Origin of the sequence: Leucobacter salsicius M1-8, assembly GCF_000350525.1 — a bacterium.
GTDB lineage: Bacteria > Actinomycetota > Actinomycetes > Actinomycetales > Microbacteriaceae > Leucobacter > Leucobacter salsicius.
In genome coordinates, this window is the sequence record NZ_AOCN01000019.1 from 64,418 (window position 1) to 83,810 (window position 19,393).

Annotated in this window: 15 protein-coding genes; 11 read left to right on the plus strand and 4 right to left on the minus strand. The window is 64.2% G+C overall.

All coding sequences use genetic code 11. The features are described 5' to 3' along the window. The first annotated feature begins 52 nt into the window (after positions 1-52). Together glf and C795_RS16615 are read left to right on the plus strand one after the other, a co-directional pair. Positions 53-1,192, plus strand: coding sequence for a UDP-galactopyranose mutase (glf, locus tag C795_RS0107995; RefSeq protein WP_026139537.1), 1,140 nt, complete (start codon positions 53-55; stop codon positions 1,190-1,192). Between the two features lie 177 nt (positions 1,193-1,369). After that, positions 1,370-3,781 carry an S-layer homology domain-containing protein gene (locus C795_RS16615; RefSeq protein ID WP_157487033.1) on the plus strand — a complete coding sequence of 804 codons (2,412 nt, stop codon included), beginning with the start codon at positions 1,370-1,372 and terminating at the stop codon, positions 3,779-3,781. 88 nt (positions 3,782-3,869) lie between these two features. On the opposite strand, the gene C795_RS0108005 is transcribed toward C795_RS16615, so the two are convergent. From C795_RS0108005 to C795_RS0108015, 3 genes are all read right to left on the minus strand, one after another. Next, positions 3,870-5,771: a glycosyltransferase gene (locus C795_RS0108005; RefSeq protein ID WP_017793238.1), complete on the minus strand. Its 1,902-nt coding sequence runs from the start codon at positions 5,769-5,771 to the stop codon at positions 3,870-3,872. A 118-nt stretch (positions 5,772-5,889) separates the two neighbouring features. Then, positions 5,890-6,246: a hypothetical protein gene (locus C795_RS0108010; RefSeq protein WP_017793239.1), complete on the minus strand. Its 357-nt coding sequence runs from the start codon at positions 6,244-6,246 to the stop codon at positions 5,890-5,892. Between the two features lie 6 nt (positions 6,247-6,252). Beyond that, positions 6,253-7,629 (minus strand): O-antigen ligase family protein, encoded by a 1,377-nt coding sequence (locus C795_RS0108015; protein ID WP_017793240.1) that lies wholly within the window; start codon positions 7,627-7,629, stop codon positions 6,253-6,255. Positions 7,630-7,686: 57 nt separating this feature from the next. Here C795_RS0108015 and manA point away from each other — a divergent pair, with 57 nt between their 5' ends. The 5 genes from manA to C795_RS0108040 all read left to right on the plus strand — a co-directional run bounded on the left by manA (position 7,687) and on the right by C795_RS0108040 (position 13,975). Continuing rightward, positions 7,687-9,036, plus strand: a complete 1,350-nt coding sequence (manA, locus tag C795_RS0108020; protein ID WP_017793241.1) for a mannose-6-phosphate isomerase, class I — start codon at positions 7,687-7,689, stop codon at positions 9,034-9,036. Between the two features lie 5 nt (positions 9,037-9,041). Next, positions 9,042-9,524, plus strand: a complete 483-nt coding sequence (locus C795_RS0108025; RefSeq protein ID WP_017793242.1) for a hypothetical protein — start codon at positions 9,042-9,044, stop codon at positions 9,522-9,524. Next, a complete protein-coding gene (locus C795_RS0108030) occupies positions 9,511-10,467 on the plus strand; it encodes a bifunctional riboflavin kinase/FAD synthetase (protein WP_017793243.1) in 957 nt (318 codons plus the stop codon). Before C795_RS0108025 ends, C795_RS0108030 begins: the two co-directional genes overlap by 14 nt. A 194-nt stretch (positions 10,468-10,661) precedes the next feature. Then, positions 10,662-12,818 carry a DEAD/DEAH box helicase gene (locus tag C795_RS0108035; RefSeq protein ID WP_017793244.1) on the plus strand — a complete coding sequence of 719 codons (2,157 nt, stop codon included), beginning with the start codon at positions 10,662-10,664 and terminating at the stop codon, positions 12,816-12,818. 116 nt (positions 12,819-12,934) lie between these two features. Then, entirely contained in the window at positions 12,935-13,975 is a 1,041-nt protein-coding gene (locus tag C795_RS0108040; RefSeq protein ID WP_017793245.1) for a 6-phosphofructokinase, read from the plus strand. Positions 13,976-13,990: 15 nt separating this feature from the next. Here C795_RS0108040 and C795_RS0108045 read toward each other — a convergent pair whose 3' ends face one another. Further along, positions 13,991-14,215: a mycoredoxin gene (locus C795_RS0108045; protein ID WP_033349420.1), complete on the minus strand. Its 225-nt coding sequence runs from the start codon at positions 14,213-14,215 to the stop codon at positions 13,991-13,993. Positions 14,216-14,516: 301 nt separating this feature from the next. Here C795_RS0108045 and C795_RS15575 point away from each other — a divergent pair, with 301 nt between their 5' ends. The 4 genes from C795_RS15575 (at position 14,517) to C795_RS0108070 (ending at position 19,349) form a co-directional block, all read left to right on the plus strand. Next, positions 14,517-15,872 (plus strand): inorganic phosphate transporter, encoded by a 1,356-nt coding sequence (locus tag C795_RS15575; RefSeq protein WP_017793247.1) that lies wholly within the window; start codon positions 14,517-14,519, stop codon positions 15,870-15,872. Between the two features lie 8 nt (positions 15,873-15,880). Then, positions 15,881-16,150 carry a hypothetical protein gene (locus tag C795_RS0108055; RefSeq protein WP_332248479.1) on the plus strand — a complete coding sequence of 90 codons (270 nt, stop codon included), beginning with the start codon at positions 15,881-15,883 and terminating at the stop codon, positions 16,148-16,150. 360 nt (positions 16,151-16,510) lie between these two features. Continuing rightward, the gene (locus tag C795_RS0108065; RefSeq protein WP_017793250.1) at positions 16,511-17,914 is read left to right on the plus strand and encodes an aldehyde dehydrogenase family protein; all 1,404 of its coding nucleotides are present in this window, start codon (positions 16,511-16,513) and stop codon (positions 17,912-17,914) included. A gap of 103 nt (positions 17,915-18,017) precedes the next feature. Beyond that, a complete protein-coding gene (locus tag C795_RS0108070) occupies positions 18,018-19,349 on the plus strand; it encodes a uracil-xanthine permease family protein (RefSeq protein ID WP_017793251.1) in 1,332 nt (443 codons plus the stop codon). Positions 19,350-19,393: the final 44 nt, after the last annotated feature.

Consider the following 19,393-nt stretch of genomic DNA (forward strand, 5'->3'; position numbering starts at 1 on the left):
CGCTGACTTCGCCTCGGTCGTTGTGCGACTGCAAGCAACTAAGCTGGAGGGCATGGATCTTCTCGTAGTCGGATCAGGTTTCTTTGGACTCACTATTGCCGAGCGCGCAGCCGCCGCAGGCAAGAAAGTGGTTGTCATTGACCGTCGTCCGCACATTGGCGGTAACGCCTATTCACACGCCGACCCCGAGACGGGTATCGAGGTGCACACGTACGGTGCCCACCTCTTTCATACCTCGAACGAGACAGTGTGGGAGTACGTCAACCGGTTTACGTCGTTCACGAATTACCAGCACAAGGTCTATTCGAACTTCGAGGGTGAGGTGTATCCGCTGCCCATCAACTTGGGTACGATCAACCAGTTCTTCCGCGCAGCACACGGACCCGACGAGGCCCGGGCCCTGATCGCGAAGCAGGCGGAAGAGTTCGACACGAAGGAAGCGAAGAACCTCGAGGAGAAGGGCATATCGCTGATCGGACGCCCCCTCTACGAAGCCTTCATTCGCGATTACACCTCGAAGCAGTGGCAGACCCCCACGACTGAGCTGCCCGCTGAGATCATCAGCCGCCTGCCGGTGCGCTACAACTATGACAACCGATACTTCAGCGACAAGTATGAGGGGCTGCCGACCGACGGTTACACCGCGTGGCTTGAGAAGATGGCAGACCACCCCAATATTGAGGTGCGCCTGAACACCGATTTTTTTGACGAATCGCAGCCGCTCAACAAGAAGGACACCGTTGGCAAGGTGCCAGTCGTCTATACCGGCCCCGTCGATCGATACTTCGACTACGCCGAGGGGGAGTTGAGCTGGCGCACCCTCGACTTTGAGCAAGAGGTGCTGCGGACCGGGGACTTCCAAGGCACCAGCGTGATGAACTATGCGGGATCCGACGTTCCCTACACGCGCATCCACGAGTTCCGCCACTTCCACCCCGAGCGCGACTACCCCGCAGATAAGACCGTGATCATGCGTGAGTTTTCGCGCTTCGCGACGCGCGAGGACGAGCCCTACTACCCGGTCAATACTCCCGAGGATCGGGAACGCCTGCTCAAGTATCGCGAGCGCACCGAAGGCGAGAGCGGGGTCTACTTTGGTGGCCGACTCGGCACCTACCAGTACCTCGACATGCACATGGCGATCGGTTCGGCGCTCTCGATGTATAACAACAAGCTCGAAGGCACGCTCTAAGCAGCACAGTTTCAGGCAATCCGGTAAATGCCTCAACTAGGTATTTTTTACTGAGCGTGTGCGTAGTCGAGGGAGTTTGTGCTTACCGCATGCGTATTGCGGAGTTCGTGTTCAGAATTTTCTCAGCTTCGCTTACACTGATGTCTGATCATTGTCAGTCCCCGGCGGAGGTACTCGTTGCGTAATACATCCAAGACACTCGTGGGGGGTGTGCTCGCGGCCCTGCTCGTATTGAGCGCGTCGCCCGCTCAAGCATTTGGGCCTCAGGATCCCGTAGTCGGGACAGAACAGGAGACTCCGGTCACCGATCCGCCCGTCATCATCGAAGACGAGGACACGGAGGAGGGCAACCAGGCCCCCGCGGACGTACCCCAGGATGCACCTGAGTCAGATGAGACCGGTGCAGCCGAAGAAGGTCCCGCTGAGGAAATTCCCGCTGAAGAGGCTCCCGCTGACGATGCAGTAGCTGTAAAGGCAGACGCATCGAAAACGGTGACCGAGGTGCCCGATACGATCGGATTGTCCGGTCGCCTGGTGCTTCTGCCCAACGAACCCAACCCGACTGCGGCCGAGGGTGAAGTTGCGGCGGACGCAGGGCTATTTTCAGGAGTGCTGCTCGCGACAGACAGCGGAGCGTTTGTGCCCGTCGACACGTCGGCCATCAGCGAGCCGATCTCGGGGGACAGCGAGTTCACCGGGTCCGCCGTTCTGCCAGAATCGGCCCGCGCGGCCGTGGCTGCTCAGCTCAAGGCCGAAGGCGCATTGACTGAGGTGCAGATGCTCGACACCGTCAACCAGGCTGTTATTGAACAGGAAGAAGAGCTTCAAGCCACTGGCACCGTCACGACGCCAGTTGAAGCGCTCTCTGGCTCCCCACTTGGGGCTGCCCCCTCCAAGAAGAAGCACACGGCCGACGTAGTCTATTTTGGTGGGTCCTCGAGCTCGCGTAACTTCAACGAGACCCAGATTAGAAGTCTCGTGGGTCAAACGAGTACTTACTGGAAATCACAGAGCAATGGTGCTGTCGATGGTCTTGCCGTGAGCAAGTACAAGGCGCTTCCCCGGACCACCGGTGCTTGCGTTCCCGCGACTCTGTGGAGCGCCGCGGCTCAGTACTTCAAGGCGAAATCAAACACATACACGAATGGTCACCACCTCATTGTGGTCGCTGATTCGAAGTACCGCTGTGGCGGGGGTGCAGGTCTCGCAGGTATCGGCACCAATATTCACGCTGGCGGTGAAATCTGGGTAGACCTTGCAGGATGGAGCAACTCTTCAGACCCCGCATCGCAGGGCACGGTCAATAAGTCGTTGTCGACGCTCGCCCACGAGGTCGGGCACAACTTGAGCCTTGGCCACTCGCAGTCGCGCGTTTGCTCTGGCCGCACGATTGACGCTCGTACTACGTGGAAGGATGACGACCAGAACCGAGGGATCCTCAAAGTCCTGAAGCCTTCTGGCTCGACTTGCCAAGACGTTGAGTATGGCAACACCTGGGACCTGATGGGTCACACCAACAGTGCTGGTCCTAAGCCGGTCGCCTTGGGCCTGGCTCAGCGTACCGCGCTGGGAGTAAACCCGTCTGGTAGCATACGCACGGTCCAGGCCAGCGGTGGTCGGGTTCAGAACTTCACGCTCAACCCTATGGGTAACAACTCAGGGCTTCGCGGCTTGAAGGTCTCGAACCCTCGTGGTGAGTCGTTCTACGTCGAGTACCGCAATAACGTGGGACAGGACTCGTCCGGTCCCAATGCCAACTTAGTGTATTCTGCAGATCGCGTCACCGCTGTGACCAACGGTGTCGTGGTTTCGAAGAGCTACCCGACCGCAAAATTCAATCGCGGTGGAACTTGGGTTCCCTACGCAGCTAAGCGCAGCACGGCCCTGACGTATTACAAGACGTCAGGCTCGTACGCCAACATGAAGCACCTTGCGATGGCGAAGGGCGGCGTCTCCACCCCGATCTCGAGCGTCGCGCGGGTGCGTGTCACAAACATTGCCGGTGGTAAGGCTAACGTGCGCGTTGAGTTCGCTCCTTTCACCGACGTCACGTACGACCAGCAATTCGCGAAGGAGATTGACTGGATGAGCTCATCCAAGATCTCGACAGGCTATAGCGCTGGCAGCGGTTTGCGAAAGTACGAGCCCAAGGCTCCCGTGACCCGTGCGGCCATGGCTGCATTTATCTACCGCATGGAGAAGGCGAACTACCCTCTTCCAAAGAAGTCACCGTTCGTCGATGTGAAGAAGAGCGATCCTTACTTTCGGGAGATTGCCTGGATGTACAAGGAAGGCATCTCCAAGGGCACGATTAGGAACGGTAAGCGTTATTACGATCCGAAGTCTGCGGTGTCGCGTCAAGCGATGTCTGCGTTCTTGTACCGAGTAGATAAGGCGACCTACAAGGGGGCACCGAAGTCTCCTTTCGTCGACGTCCCCAAGAATCACATGTTCTACAAGCAGATCACCTGGATGGAGAGCAAGGGCATCACGGAAGGCACCCGGAAAAACGGGAAGCTGTACTACAACCCGAAGTCTGCGGTGTCGCGTCAAGCAATGGCTGCGTTCTTGTACCGCCTGAAGCACTAGCAAGGCAATAGACAGTACGAAAGAGGCGCCCCTTCCATTGGAAGGGGCGCCTCTTTCGTGTATCTAGCGTGCTGTGAAGCGGCGGGGCCTAGCGGCCCTCGAACGTCTTCTTCCACTCCTCCACCGAGGTGATCTGGGGGAGGGCTGTGCGGTACTCGGCCGCGAGGCGATCCCAGTTCTTCTCGATGCGACGGCTCAGCGCTCGCGATTCGCGCAGCAGACGACGGAACTTGGCGCGGTCGTGGCGGTACCACATCTTGCCGCTGCCGTCGGCGGCGCCCACGATCACGCTGGAGTGGTGGGGAATCTGCCACCACTTGGCGTCGCGCTTCGCGTACTCGAGCTCGGGCGCACGCAAGTCGTTCTCGGTGCTCGACCGGCGCCAGTGCTCGGGGATCATACGCAGCGTAAACAGGGCCAGCTTGATGCCCCGCGGCGAAGTGGGGTCGTCGAGCAGCGGCAACGCTCGACCGCCCACTGCGACAGGTGTGTCGGTGTCGCCCGGCTTGTAGACGTGGGTCTCGGGGAACTGGGCGGCGCGCTTGCGGGCGGCCGGCATGTCCGTCGAAATCGTCTTGTGGAGGGACTGCGGGCCACGCAGCACCGACTGCATGCCGTCGATCGCAAGCTGCACCGCGTAGTACTGCATGTTGAGCATCTTCTTGATGTCTTGGCGGTGCGCGTCCTGCAGCAGCTTCCCGCTGCCGGGACGGTCAGAGTGCAGCAGCCCGGCAACGATGCGGTTGCGCGTGTGGAAGAACGCCTGCCAGTCCTGCGAATCATCCTTGTCGAGCCACGACACGTGCCACAGTGCGACACCGGGCATCGACACCGTGCGGTAGCCGGCGGCGCGGGCACGCAGGCCGTACTCGGCGTCATCCCACTTAATGAACACGGGCAACGACAGCCCGATCTCGGCGATGATCTGCTTCGGGATCATGCACATCCACCAGCCGTTATAGTCGGCGTCGAGGCGGGCGTGCATCCACTTCGTCTGGCGCAGGTTCTGCTTGCGGAAGTCGTGGCGGTGCTGCTGCTCAAACGAGGGACCCCATATGAACTGGTCCGGGCGTACGACCTCGGCCCACGCGTGCACGACGGGCTTGTCGAGCAGGTCGAACATGTGGCCGCCCACGATGACGGGCTCGCTGTTGAACCGGCCAAACTGCAGCCCGCGCAGCGCGCTTTCGGTCTCGAACTCGACGTCGTCATCGAGCAGCATCAAGAAATCGGAGTCTTCGCGCTCAAGCGTCTCGGCCATCGACCGTGAGAACCCGCCCGAACCGCCCAGGTTGCCCTGTTCGATCAGCTGCAGCTTCTCGCCGAGCAGCGCCGCGACCTCATCGAAGCCGGCCTGATCGCGCACCTTCTGCGTACCCTGGTCAACCAGGAAGATCCGGTCGATGCCCTCGAGCAGCGCGGGGTCGTCCGCCACGTTCTCGAGCGTCGTGACGCAGTAGTCAGGCTTGTTGTAGGTTGTCATGCCGAGGCTGAGCTTGCCCGTCTGCACGGGCTCCGCGTCGGTGCTCCAGGCGCCGGCCGCGAGGATGAGATCGTCGGTGCTGGCGATGAGATCAAACCAGTACCAGCCGCCGTCGCTAAACATGGTGAGCGGCAGGTCGAAGGTGTTCTCCACGCTTCCCGACACCTCGCGGGAGTCCACGCGCTGCTGCACGCCGCCCGCGTTCGAGCGGTAGACGATGACGGTGCCGGGGCCCTCGGTGCGCAGAGTGAGACGCACACTGCTCACGACCGTCCAACGCTGCCAGTAGGCGGCGGGAAACGCGTTGAAGTAGCTCGCGAACGAGACGCGCTTGCCCGCGTTCACGCGCATGCTCGAGCGTGAGATCACATTGTCGATGTGGGCGTTCTGGCTGAGCCGCACCTGCTTGCCGCCGACCTTTGACCAGATCTCGGCGTCCGCATATAGCGGCAGTACATCGGGATCCTTGGCGACGGGAAAAACAACATTCTGCAGGGTGGTCGGCATGTAGCGCGCGCCTCTCTAGCGGCAAACAGGGCAATAACTCTATGAGTCTACCGGCGGGCTGCCGAGTACGGCCTGATCCGGATCAGTTTCCCCGGGTCCCAGCGGCGAGCGGCGGCAGTTAGGCGAGGTCGAGCCGGTCGCCCGCGCGCCAGACTGCCACGGTGAGCTCGGGAAACTCGTCTGCAATATCGCGCAGGATCTCGAACTCGACCCGGTCGGCGTTGCGGGTGTGCTCGGCGGCGTCAGGCCCGCCCGCTCGCGCTGCGAGCCGGGCGAGCGCGTACTCGGCGAGCTGCCCGCGGTCCTCGAGGCGCTCCTCGCGCAGCGCAAACACGACCAGCTCGTCGATCCCGGGCACCTCTTCAGAGGCCGTCGCCGGGTCTTGCCCGCCGCGTACCCGAGACTCCATCGCAGTCTCGCGTTCGAGTCGGGCATCGGCGCGCAGCCGGTGCAGTCGCTCGCTCGGATCAGCCATGGTTGTTTACCTCTTGATGTCGATTGTGCCGGTGTCGCGGGGAATGGGAACCCGGCGCCAAGGCAGTTTGGTGGGCTCCGCGTCTTGCGACGGAACTTGAAAGTCGACGCGAGACTTCACGGCGAGCAGCACGAGCAGCACCCAGTTGCCCTCAATGAGTAGCCGGCTCTCAGTGAGTGACTGGACAACGAGCGCGATCATCACGAGGTACGGCCACAGCGCGCTCGTCGCGTAGGGGAGCGCCGGGCCAAAGCCTACGCGGGGCGCGTCAACCGCGCGAAACCAGACGCGCCAGATGGTGAGCGCCACGAGCGGCAGAAACGCGAGCACTCCCACGATGCCGAGCTGCAACCACACGTCGAGCCACGCGTTGTGCGCGCTCATGACCTGCAGGCCGGCCTTCGTGTCGAGCGATTTGAAAGGCTCGGCCCAGGGGGCCCAGTAGCTCACCCAGCCCCAGCCAAACCACGGCCGCTGTTCGGCGAGCTCGATGACCTTGTTCCAGGTCTCGACGCGACCGGTCAGATCGCCACTCTTGCCGAGCAACCCAAACACGAAATCGCGCGCGAACAGCGTTGCGGCTGCCGCGGCGGTGATGAGGGTGATCGCCGTAATGTAGAGCGGTGCGCGCTTCTCGGGGCGCATGCGCCGCGCCCACAGGGCTAGGCCGAGCCCGGCCGCGACGGCCACGAGCGCGACCCACACCGTCGCACCTCGAGTGAGCAGCACCGTGACAAAAGCGATGCCGAGCCACAACCAGCCCGTGAATGGGCGCACGAGGCCCGCACGCAACTGCACGCCAAACACGATGAGACCGAGCAGTGCGATGAACCCGAGCAGCACGGAGCTCGCCACGAGCCCCTGAATCGGGCCGCCCTCGAAGAGTAGGTCGCGGCTCCAGTAGAGCAGCTTGGGGATCTTGCCCTCGGGGGGTTCCATCCCTAGCGGCAACAGCGGCTGGCGAATCACCAGCGACACAAAGAGCTCGAACGCGAGAGAGAGCCCCAGCAGGTACCGCAGCGCGGTGCCGAGGGTGCGCAGCACCTCGTGCCAGGTCAGCACGAACGCGAGCACCACCGCGAGAATCGTCGTGGCAATCTGGGCGGTAACCCCCAGCACGCTCTCAACGCGGTACTGCGACCACGCGATCGACAGCACAGCGAGCCCCAAGAACCAATACAGCGGTGACGGCAGGCGATACCACCGAAAGCGTTCCGGCTTCTCGCGCACAAAGATGATGACGCCCACGACAGTGAGCACCACGGCGAGCGCCAAAAAGATGGGCCAGCCGAGCAGATTACGTACGCCGTTGCTTCCAAGCGTGAATACGAAAACGCAGATCGCGTATGCGCTCACGCCAAGTCGGGTCTTGCTCTGGGCCATAGTCGGTATGGTAGAGCATGCTTCGTGCTGAGTCGTGATGCAGACCTAAGGAGTGGCGTGCTGATCTTCATTGAGAACACCCCGCGTGCCTACGCGTGGGGCTCCACCGATGCTCTGCCCGAAATGCTCGGCACGACGCCCACGGGCCTACCTCAGGCCGAGCTCTGGTTAGGGACGCACCCCGGGAGCCCGGCGCAGATCGCAAAGGCGACACCCGCCCCCCACTCGGTCATCGATCTGGTCGAGGCTGATCCGGATCGCTACGGTGTTGATGGCGGCCCGCTCCCATTTCTGCTGAAGGTGCTCGCGATCGGGGCGCCGCTGTCGCTGCAGGTGCATCCCAACCGCACTCAGGCCGCGGCGGGATTCGCGGCCGAGGAGGCCGCGGGCGTGCCGCGCGATGCGCGCGAACGCAATTACGGCGACGCGAACCACAAACCGGAGCTGCTCGTTGCGCTTAGTGAGGTGAGCGCGCTGTCTGGCTTTCGGCCGCTGGTGGCTGCCCGCGATGACCTCGAGCGGTACGCGCGAGCGGCGGCGGGGGTTCCGGATCCGGAGGGCGCCGCGGCACTCCAGGCCGTGGCCGAGAAGCTCTGCCCCGACGAAGTATCGACCACTGACGCCGAGCTGCGAAGCTTCTTTCTGAGCTGGGTGTTTAGCGGTGACCACCGGGTCGCGCGAGCACTCGAGGCGCTGACCGGGCTTGCCGCGGCGGTAGTTCCCGGGGACCCGGGCGTCTCGCCCTCGGGTGACCGTGACCTCGCGATGCGCGCACTGATCGACACGCACTCGGGCGACCCTGGTGTGCTCGTCTCACTACTGCTGCATCACGTCAGGCTGCAGCCGGGCGAGTCCATCTACCTAGGAGCGCGGCAACTGCACGCGTACCTGGGTGGGATCGCGGTTGAGGTGATGGCGGCCTCAGACAACGTGCTGCGCGCGGGCCTCACCGAGAAACACGTGGATATTGAGGAGCTCACCCGCGTGCTCGATCCCGAGGAGCTGGGTGACCCGCGTCTAGCCCCCGAACGGCTCGCACCCGGGCTCGACGCCTGGCAGCCAGACATTGACGACTTTCAGCTGCTGCGGGCGCGCGTGTGCGACCCCGACGATGACGCCGGAATGCCGGAGTGCCACGAACGCGCGTCGCGGCGGGTGGCGATCCGAGTGCCGAGGCCGGCCGTCATCGTCGTGACGCGGGGGCGCGTGCGTATCGAGCGGGTCGAGGGCGCCGGCGCTGACGCGTCGGACACGAGCGCGCCGGCGCCGCTGGCCGAGGTTGCCTCTGCGCGCCGAGGTCAGTCGCTCTACGTGTCTGCCGGTGAATCCATCGAGATCACCGGTCACGGTGAGATGTTTCTCGCGACGGTGGGTGGCATCGACCTGCAGGTGCCGCGGGTAAGCTGAACCTCGTGTCACACCTGAAACATCATCGCGCCGTACGCCCCATCGGTGAGTCAGCCCAGCCCGGTCGCCTCGGTGGGCTCGGTCGCGTGCTCATCGCGGTGTACATCGTGTTGGCCATGGCAGCAACGTTTCGGTCGATCTATCAGATCATCACGAAGTTCGACGAGGCACCGCTTGCGTATGTGCTGTCGGCCGTTGCCGCGCTCGTGTACGTGCTCGCCACAATCGCGCTGATCAAGCGCCGCGGGGTCTGGCGCATCATCGCCTGGGCCGCGCTCACGTTTGAGCTGTGTGGCGTGCTCATCGTCGGCACGCTCAGTCTGATTGCGCCGCAGCTGTTTGCGCACCCATCGGTGTGGTCAAACTTTGGGCAGGGATACGTGTTTATTCCACTCGTGCTGCCGGTGCTGGGGCTGCTGTGGCTGCGTGGCGAGGCCCGCGAACACTCTCTTCGTTCAACCCCGGAAGGTGACGATGCAGGTCTTTGAATCGCTCAGCGAGCTCGATCCCGCCGACTTTGCGGCGGGCAGTTGCGTGGCCGTTGGCAAGTTTGATGGGCTGCACCGGGGGCACCAGGCGATCCTGAGCCAGCTGGACCGTGCTGCCGAGCAGTCGACGGGGGAGGGCGTGCGCAGTCGCACCGTCGTCTTCACCTTTGCCAACAACCCACTGAGCTACCTCAACCCGAATCACTGCCCGCACCCGCTCATGAGCCGTGCTCAGCGGCTGGAGGCATTCGAAGCGGCGGGCGTCGACGTCTGCGTGATGGTCGAGTTTGACGAGGCGTTCGCGCGCATTCCCGCCGAGGAGTTCGTGGCCGACGTGCTGGTCAACAAGCTGCGCGCGCGGCACGTGGTGATGGGCGCGGACTTCCGTTTTGGTTACCGCGGTTCGGGCGACGGCGCCCTGCTCGAGCGGCTCGGCGCAGAGTACGGCTTTGACGCTGAGCTCGTGGAGTGGGTCGAGGACAACGGCGGCGACCAAGTGTCGTCCTCGCGCGTGCGCGAAGCTCTCGGGCAGGGCGATGTTGAGGCCGCCCACCGCATGCTCGGCCGCCCACCAGTGGTGCGGGGTGAAGTGGTACACGGAGACGCGCGCGGCCGCGAACTCGGGTTTCCCACCGCCAACCTGGGCGGAGCGCTCGAGGGCTTCGTGCCGGCAGACGGCGTGTACTCGGGCTGGGTCGTGATCGATGGGGTGCGCCGCGAGGCCGCAATTTCGGTCGGGAACAACCCGACTTTCACGCCCAACGAGCAGTCACGCGTTGAAGCGTTCATTCTAGATTTTGAGGGCGATCTGTATGGCAAGGCGATGGAAGTGCAGTTCGCGCATCGCCTGCGCGGCACCGTCGCGTTCGAGTCGCTTGAAGCGCTGATCGAGCAGATGCACGACGATGTGGTGCGTGCGCGCGTGCTCCTCGCCGGGGAGTAACGCGAACAACCTGCCCTCGAGGGGTACTGCGCACCCAGGGGCCGGTGTTAGAATGGGCACACGGTTGCAGGTGACGAGTGCGTCGTGAGCCCCGTGTGCCATGAAGTCTTGCACGCGATGTCTGCCCAGTGCTCGCCCAGCCGCCCGCGCCTCGGGCGCATTCCGAGACCGCATCACGCCGATCAGGAGTTCCATTGGCAAGCAATACTGCCACGCGCAAGTCTGGTTCAAAGAGCAGCGCTAAGTCGCGCAGCAACGGACGTCGCAAGCACACCCACAACGAGGGCATCATTCCGCTCTTGGCCCGCGCGGTGCGCGAGGTTGAGGCGTCTGCCCAGCGCGGCAAGGCGACCCCCGCCAACCGCACCAAGTACCACGTCATCGCGCTGCTGATGCGCGAGGAGCGCGCCCGCGTCAAGACCGATGAGAATGTCAGTGACGCCGAGCGCACCGAGACGCTCAAGCGCCTCGATGGTGTGGCGGCGATCCTCGCGAAGACCGCGGCCCGCGACACGAGCCTCATCACGCTGCTCGAGCCCACCGCGCCCATCACCGAGGCGACACGTGCGCTGAAGCGCAAGATGATTGAGCAGGCCGGCATCGAACTGCCCGAGGCCGAGGCTGCTGAAAACGAAGCCGCCGATACGACGCAGAAGGCCGTCGTGCCGCCCGAGCTCGCCGAGCGCCAGGTGGTGCCCGCAGGCATCGTCGCGCGCAAGCTCGCGAATCCGTTCCTGGCGCCGAACCTCGCGCCGCCCACGCAGTCCACCCCCGTGGTGCGGCTCGCGAACTGGGAGCTGCTATCTCCGCTCCTGAAGTCGTTTGAGCAGGGCGGCAGCGGCTCAGCTTGCATGCCGCTTCCTGAGCCTCCGGTGCCGGATCGCTTCTCGCCGGCCGGGCGCGAGCTGATGCCGCACCAGGCCAAGTTCTTGGCAAGCGTGCGTGAGGGGCACCGCAGCTACCTCCTCGCCGACGAACCGGGACTCGGCAAGACCGCGCAGTCGGTTATCGCCGCATCGGTCGCCGGGGCATACCCGTTGCTCGTCGTGGTGCCCAACGTGGTGAAGATGAACTGGGCGCGCGAGGTTGAGCGTTGGACCCCGGGCCGTCGCGTCACCGTCGTGCACGGCGACGGCGCAGACATCGACGCGTTTGCCGACGTCTTCGTGATCAACTACGAGATCCTCGATCGTCACCTGAGTTGGATTTCGGACTTCGGGTTCAAGGGCATGGTCGTCGACGAGGCGCACATGATCAAGAACACGAGCTCGCAGCGGTCGCGCAACGTGCTCGCGATCGCCGACCGCATTCGCGAGCGCACGCCCGGCACCTCGCCGCTGATGATCGCGCTGACGGGTACGCCCCTCATCAACGACATTGATGACTTCCGCGCCATCTGGCGCTTCCTCGGCTGGACCGATGGCGAGAAGCCCGGGCCCGAGCTGATGGCTAAACTCGAGCACAACGGCTGGACCCCCGCCGACTCGGCGTTCTACCCCGAGGCGCGTCAGAGCGTCATCGAAATGGGCATCGTGCGCCGCCGCAAGCTCGACGTGGCGAAGGACCTGCCCGCCAAGCGGGTTGTCGACCTGCCCGTCGAGCTCGACGACGACCTCGGCCGCGGCATTCGCGATGCCGAGCGCAAGCTCGCGGACAAGCTGGTCGCTCGCTTCACCACGATCAAGAACGGCAAGCTGGGCGCGAAGCTGTCTGACGATGCCATCATTCGCATGGTGTGCGCGCAGGAGCTCGAGGAGTCGAACGCCTCGGCAGACGGCCTCAACGTGTTTACGATGGTGCGCCAGATCGGTCAGGCCAAGGCGAGCCTCGCGGCGGACTACGCGGCACAGCTCGTGCGCTCGGTCGGCAAGGTCGTGTTCTTCGCCAAGCACGTCGACGTGATGGACACCGTTGAAAAGCAGCTCGCCGACGCCGGCCTGCGCACGGTGTCGATTCGGGGCGATCAGACCGCCGTCTTCCGTCAGGAACAGATCGACGCGTTCAACACCGACCCCGAGGTCTCGGTCGCGGTGTGCTCGCTCACCGCAGCGGGCGTGGGCGTGAACCTGCAGGCGGCATCGAACGTGGTGCTCGCCGAGCTGTCATGGACCGACGCCGAGCAGACGCAGGCCATTGACCGCGTGCACCGTATCGGCCAGGAGGAACCGGTCACCGCATGGCGCATCGTGGCTGCTCAGACTATCGACGCGAAGATCGCCGAGCTGATCGACAGCAAGGCCGGGCTAGCTGCGCGCGCACTCGATGGTGCGCCCGCGGTTGAAGAAAATGCTGATCCGGTGCAGTTGCTGGCTCTCATGGAGGTGCTGCGCCGCGCACTCGCGGGCGCATAAGCACCGCTCCGCTCCAGTGTGAGGCACGACCCGTGCGAAGGTTGGCAGCTTTGGTCATCACAGTGGCCAGAGCTGCCACCGATAGCATGGGGCCAGGCACTCGATAGAGGAGAAACATGCGCATAGGTGTGCTGTGTTCTGGCGGCGACAGCCCCGGCATGAATGCTGCCATTCGCGGCGCAGTGCTGCGCGGCGTCGACGTACACGGATTCGAGATGATCGGGTTCATGGACGGCTGGCGCGGGTTTCACGAGGGTGACACCGTCCCCCTGGACCGCGCGGCCGTACGCGGGCTGTCGCCCCTCGGCGGCGTGGTGCTGGGCACCAGCCGGGTTCCGCCGTTTCCCGGCGGGTTGCTCGAGGGCCCCGAGGCTGACCTATCTGCGATCCGGTCCGGCATGGAAAAGTACCGGATCGATGCCTTCTTGCTCATCGGAGGCAACGGCACCCAGACCGTCGCACGCATGCTCGCCAATGGCGGGATCCCGGTGATCGGCCTACCCAAGACCATCGACAATGACCTGGGGGGCACGGACTACACGTTTGGCTTCGATACGGCAGTATCGATTGCCGCCGAGGCGATCGACCGACTGCGTACGACGGGGGAGTCCCACCGCCGCTGCATGGTGCTCGAGGTGATGGGGCGCGACGCCGGCTGGATTGCGCTGCACGCGGGCATGGCTGGCGGTGCGCAGGTGACGCTAATTCCCGAGCGCCCCGAGTCCATTGAACAGGTCTGCGAGTGGGTGCTCAGCGTGCGTGATCGCGGGCGTTCGTCACTCGTCGTCGTCGCAGAGGGGTTCACGCTACAGGGCGGCGCGTCAGTCACCCGTGACGGTCTCGACGAGATGGGGCGCAAGCGCCTCGGCGGCATCGCCGAATCACTCGCGCCCCTCATCGAGGAGCGCACGGGCATCGAGACCCGCGCGACCGTGCTGGGGCACGTGCAGCGCGGCGGTTCGCCGACCGCGTTTGACCGCGTGCTCGCGACCCGCACGGGCATGGCCGCGGCTGACGCCGCGCACACGGGGGACTGGGGCACGCTCGCCGCGCTGAAGGGCGACCGCATCGAAATGGTGCCGCTCGACGAAGCAGCGGGACGGCTCAAGACGGTGCCCGTCGCGCGCTACGACGAAGTTCGCCTCAACTTCGGATAGGCGCCCAAGCCGGCATTAGACCCCCAGCGCAGCCTTGACATCGTTGAGGCTCGGGTTCGTGGCCGTCGTGCCGTCGGGGTAGACCAAGGTCGGCACGACAGCGTTGCCGCCGTTGACGGCCTTGACGAGCTCTTCAGTGCCCGGTGTCTCCTCGATATCGACGATGGTGTACGGAATGCCGGTCTTGTCGAGCATGAGCTTGAGTCGCTTGCAGTAGCCGCACCAGACGGTCGAAAACATCGTGATTGACCCGGCCTCGGGGGTGAAATCAGCGAGAGTGCTCAATGGTTGCTCCTTTGTGTTGTGTGCCCATTCTAGAACTCACAGGTGCTGCAGTTCCCGAGTAACAGCGCATCGGACGGCCACACGCGAACCACGGGTGAACGGCAGGTAAACACAAATTCTCTGGCTTGACCTGGCCTGCATCTGGTGGAACCATTGTTGAGGCGCACGCGGGTCGTAAGACTGCCTGAACAAACGGTGAAGTTGACATGACTTCGCGAGGTGTCCTCAGGAATCCGATCTCAAACGAAAGATGCCGGTGGAACTTTCTCTCATCGTGCTGCTGGTCATCGTACTGGCCCTGTTCTTCGACTTCACTAACGGTTTCCACGACACCGCGAACGCGATGGCCACGCCCATCGCGACCGGTGCGCTGAAGCCCAAGACCGCCGTGATCCTTGCCGCGGTCTTGAACCTGGTGGGCGCTTTCCTCTCGACAGAGGTCGCTAAGACCATTGCGGGTGGAATCATCAATGAGGGTGAAGGCGGGGTGCTCATCTCACCAGAGATGATCTTCGCCGGCCTCATTGGCGCCATCGTGTGGAACCTCGTCACCTGGCTCTACGGGCTGCCATCAAGCTCGTCGCACGCCCTATTCGGTGGCCTCATTGGTGCTGCCATCGTGGGTGCCGGGTTTGAAGCCATTAACGGTGCAGGGGTGCTCTCGAAGGTGCTCCTCCCAGCCCTCATCGCGCCGTTGACCGCAGGCATCGTGGCGTTCACCGCCACGAAGGTCGCCTACGCGATCACGCGTCGCAACGACGGCAAGAAGGATGGCCGCGGCCGCTTCCGCTATGCGCAGATCGCTTCTTCGTCGCTGATCGCGCTTGCGCACGGCACGAACGATGCGCAGAAGACGATGGGCGTCATCACGCTCACCCTCGTGGCGGCGAACCTGCAGGATCCTGACACCGGCCCGCACTTCTGGGTCATCGCGACCTGTGCATTTGCGATTGCCCTGGGTACGTACTCGGGCGGCTGGCGCATCATTCGCACCATGGGCGCGGGCCTCACGCAGGTCAAGCCGGCTCAGGGCTTTGCCGCTGAGACGAGCACGGCGGCCACCATCCTCGCATCGACCCACCTCGGCTTTGCGCTCTCAACGACCCAGGTCGCCTCGGGCTCGGTCATTGGCTCGGGCCTCGGTCGCCGTGGCTCGACCGTGCGCTGGCGTACGGTGGGCCGGATCGCCTCAGGCTGGCTGTTCACGCTGCCGGCTGCAGGTGCGGTCGGTGCGCTCGCTGCGCTCATTGCGCACATCGGCACGGTCGGCATCGTGATCGATGCGGTGCTCGGCCTCGGCGTGATCCTCTTCATCTTCTGGCGCTCCAGCCGCAACAAGGTCGGCCACGACAACGCGATTCCTTCACCCGACGTCGCCGAGTCAGGCTACGCCGTGCGCATTCGCAAGGCAGACAAAGCGAAGCGCCAGCAGAAGACGCCCACGGGCTCGTCGCCCACGCTGTCGCCTGTTGAACAATCAGCGGTGCGCGACGACCGTGCCGCGCGCGAGGCCCGTCTAGCGGCCGAGCGCGAAGCAAAGGCCGCTAAGAAGGCGGCCCGCGCTGCGAAGAAGAATCAACGCAACGGAAACGATGCTGGGGGCGCACGATGATTGACTGGATGGCATTCGTTACGGTATTCGGTGCCGCGCTCGGCTCCTCGGTGTTCGTTGTCGCACTGTACTCGCTCGGTATTCGATTCCTCGCGACTCCCGTGGCAGACGGCTCGGGTGCCTCCAACGGCCCCGCGCGCGACGACGAAGAAGACGACATTGAGGAGGCCGAGCACCCTCGCTGGGCCACCAGCCTCGCCTACCTTTTCTTTGGCCTCGCAGGTCTTGCGGCGGTCGCGGGCGTGTTCCTGATCGTCCCGGCGCTCCACCCCTGGTAGAGCTCAGACCGTAGAAAGGCGCCCAATCCTCGGATTGGGCGCCTTTTACTGTATGAGGCAGCGATCCGCGCGCTGTCGAACGGGAGTTCCTGAGTTCCCAATGGCAGCCGTGATCCGGATCTCCAGCAGTTCATGCTCCGAGAACAGGTGCAGCCGTGCGCCCTCGATGGAGGTGCTGATGTGGCCCGCAGGCATTCGGCTGATGACTCCGCGGGCACGAGGTTCGTGGCCGTGATCTGACGCGGGGATCTTCAGCGCGTTGCGTCTCGTCGGCGCCGAGTCGCCAACACCGCCCAACTCACACCGACAAGTAAGCCACGCAAAGAAGCGGAGGACTGAGGTCACGAGTAGGGTGGGGCTATGAACGCCACCGCAGCGAATCAGGTATCTGAAATTGTGGCCGGGCTGCGCCACAACTTTGACCTGGGCATCACACGCCCCGAGGCTTGGCGGCGTGCGCAGCTCGAACGCATGCGCACACTACTGGTGGAGCGCAGCAGCGACTTCGAACGCGCGTTGCGTGTTGACCTGGGCAAGTCGGCCACCGAAGCGCAGATCACCGAGATCGGGTTCTTGGTCGCCGAAATTGATCACGCGCTCGCACAGCTTCGGCGATGGATGCGGCCCCGCCGCGTGCGGGTACCAGTGGGTCTGCAGCCCGCTGCAGCACGAATCGTGCCTGAACCGCTGGGGGTCGCGCTCGTCATCGCCCCATGGAACTACCCGCTGATGCTGGCCCTGTCGCCCGTCGTGGGTGCGCTTGCCGCAGGTAACGCTGTCATTATCAAGCCGAGCGAGCTCGCCCCCGCAACCTCCGCACTCCTGGCGCAGCTGCTCCCCGACGCCATCGACCGGCGCGCAGTCGCTGTGGTCGAGGGCGGGGTGACCGAGACGACCGCGCTGCTACAGGAGAAGTTCGACCACATCTTCTACACCGGCAACGGTCGCGTGGGGCGCATCGTTGCGCGCGCGGCGGCCGAGCAACTGACCCCGATTACCCTGGAGCTCGGTGGCAAATCACCCGTATACGTCGACGACACGGTGCCGCTGGCAGACTCCGCGAAGCGTATCGTCTGGGGCAAGTTCATGAACGCGGGGCAGACCTGCGTGGCCCCCGACTATGTGCTGGGCCAACCTGAAACGCTGAGCAGGCTTGCACCGCATCTCGAGCGCGCAATCCATGACCTCTACGGCAGCGCTGCGGCCGACAACCCCGACTACGGCCGCATCGTCAACGATGCCCACTTCGACCGGCTCGTGGGGTACCTGGGCGATGGCGAGATCGTGGCCGGGGGTGGACATGATCCGAGTCTCAGGCACATCGATCCCACCGTGCTCGCTGGCGTTGCTCACGACTCGGCTGTTATGAAAGACGAGATCTTCGGTCCGATCCTGCCCCTGGTTGAGGTCGAGTCGCTCGATGCCGCGCTCGCGTTCGTCACCGCCCGCGATAAGCCTCTCGCCGCCTACGTCTTCAGCGACGATGCGGCGGTGCGCGATCGGTGGGAGCGCGAGACGAGCTCGGGAGCGCTGGGATTTGGCGTGCCGGTGTTGCACCTCGCGACCCCCGAGCTACCGTTCGGTGGGGTGGGGGAGAGCGGCACAGGCGCCTACCACGGTGAGCGCTCATTCCTCATCTTTAGCCAAGAGAAGGCGGTGCTGTCGAAGCCGCTTCGCCCCGACACGCTTGCTGCAACGATCATGCCGCCCTATACCGCGGCGAAGCAGACTCTCGCGCGCAGATTGCTGCCCAAACTGATGTAATTCGCGCGGGTATGTCGCGCACATGGGCGCAATGGCGCGCTAGGATATTCGATTGGCGTGGGGCGCCCCACGCACATTTGAATAGCGCACCAAAGGAGCCCCTATGACGCTGCCCTGGACCCCTCACGGCGATGGTCGAACCGTCGAACCCGACGCGATCGTATTGCCGGAGGAACGCCTCAGCTGGCCGCGCACCATCGGCTTCGGCATGCAGCACGTTGTGGCGATGTTTGGCGCAACTTTCCTGGTGCCGCTCATTACGGGCTTCAGCCCCACCGCGACGCTGTTCTTCTCGGGCCTGGGCACATTGCTGTTCCTGCTCATCACGGGCAACCGTCTGCCGAGCTATCTCGGCTCGTCGTTCGCGTTTATCGCCCCGATCATGGCGGCGCTCGCCGGCGGTGACGATCTCGGACGCGCCTCGTTCGGCATCCTCGCCATCGGCGTGCTGATGACGATCGTCGGCATCGTGGTGCACCGCTTCGGCTCGGGCTGGATCAACGCCCTCATGCCGCCCGTCGTCATGGGCGCGATCGTGGCACTGATCGGCTTCAACCTCGCACCCACCGTGAAGAACAACTGGGATGCCACCGAGCTCTCCGGCTGGGTCGCGCTCATCACGATCTCGGCTGTGCTGCTCATCACGGTGCTGTTCCGCGGACTCATCGGGCGGCTCTCGATCGTGCTCGGCATGGTCGTCGGTTACATTGCCGCCGCGTTCATGGGTGAGATTGACTTCACCGCGGTGAACGATGCCGCCTGGATCGGTCTGCCCACATTCCACGCGGTCGGCAACCCGTTCAGCGACCCGACCCTGTGGGCGCTGCTGCCCGCGTTCCTGCCCGTTGTGCTCGTGCTGGTCGCCGAGAACGTTGGCCACGTCAAGAGCGTCGGCCTCATGATCGACCGCGACATCGACAACCTCACCGGCCGTGCACTGCTCGCCGACGGCGTCTCGACCATGCTCGCCGGCTTCGGCGGCGGCTCGGGCACCACGACCTACGGCGAGAACATCGGCGTGATGGCCGCCACTCGCGTCTACTCGACCGCGGCCTACTGGGTCGCGGGTGGCATGGCCCTCTTGCTCAGCTTCTCGCCCAAGGTGGGCGCCCTGATCTTCACCGTGCCCGCGGGCGTGCTCGCCGGTGTGACGGTCGCGCTGTACGGCCTCATCGGCCTCATCGGCGTGAAGATCTGGATGGACAACAAGATCGACTTCTCGAAGCCCATCAACCAGTTCGCGGCAGCCGTTCCGCTGATCGTGGGCATCGCCGATTTCACCCTGCAGGTGGGCACGGTCGTCTTCAACGGCATCGCGCTCGGCACCATTGCGGCGGTAGCCGTGTACCACGTGATGCGCGGCCTTCAGAAGCTGCGCGGCGGCGAACCCCAGGTCGCCGATCCGGTGGTCACCGCCAAAACCGACGCTAGTTAGTCAATATCACGCACCGTCACCACGAAACTCCGCGCGCGTTGCGC

Coding starts and splice junctions, on each gene's coding strand:
- glf (WP_026139537.1), top strand. CDS start 53: ATGGATCTTCTCGTAGTCGGATCAGGTTTCTTTGGACTCACTATTGCC.
- C795_RS0108005 (WP_017793238.1), bottom strand. CDS start 5,771: ATGCCGACCACCCTGCAGAATGTTGTTTTTCCCGTCGCCAAGGATCCC.
- C795_RS0108010 (WP_017793239.1), bottom strand. CDS start 6,246: ATGGCTGATCCGAGCGAGCGACTGCACCGGCTGCGCGCCGATGCCCGA.
- C795_RS0108015 (WP_017793240.1), bottom strand. CDS start 7,629: ATGGCCCAGAGCAAGACCCGACTTGGCGTGAGCGCATACGCGATCTGC.
- C795_RS0108030 (WP_017793243.1), top strand. CDS start 9,511: ATGCAGGTCTTTGAATCGCTCAGCGAGCTCGATCCCGCCGACTTTGCG.
- C795_RS0108040 (WP_017793245.1), top strand. CDS start 12,935: ATGCGCATAGGTGTGCTGTGTTCTGGCGGCGACAGCCCCGGCATGAAT.
- C795_RS0108045 (WP_033349420.1), bottom strand. CDS start 14,215: ATGTTTTCGACCGTCTGGTGCGGCTACTGCAAGCGACTCAAGCTCATG.
- C795_RS0108055 (WP_332248479.1), top strand. CDS start 15,881: ATGGCATTCGTTACGGTATTCGGTGCCGCGCTCGGCTCCTCGGTGTTC.
- C795_RS0108065 (WP_017793250.1), top strand. CDS start 16,511: ATGAACGCCACCGCAGCGAATCAGGTATCTGAAATTGTGGCCGGGCTG.
- C795_RS0108070 (WP_017793251.1), top strand. CDS start 18,018: ATGACGCTGCCCTGGACCCCTCACGGCGATGGTCGAACCGTCGAACCC.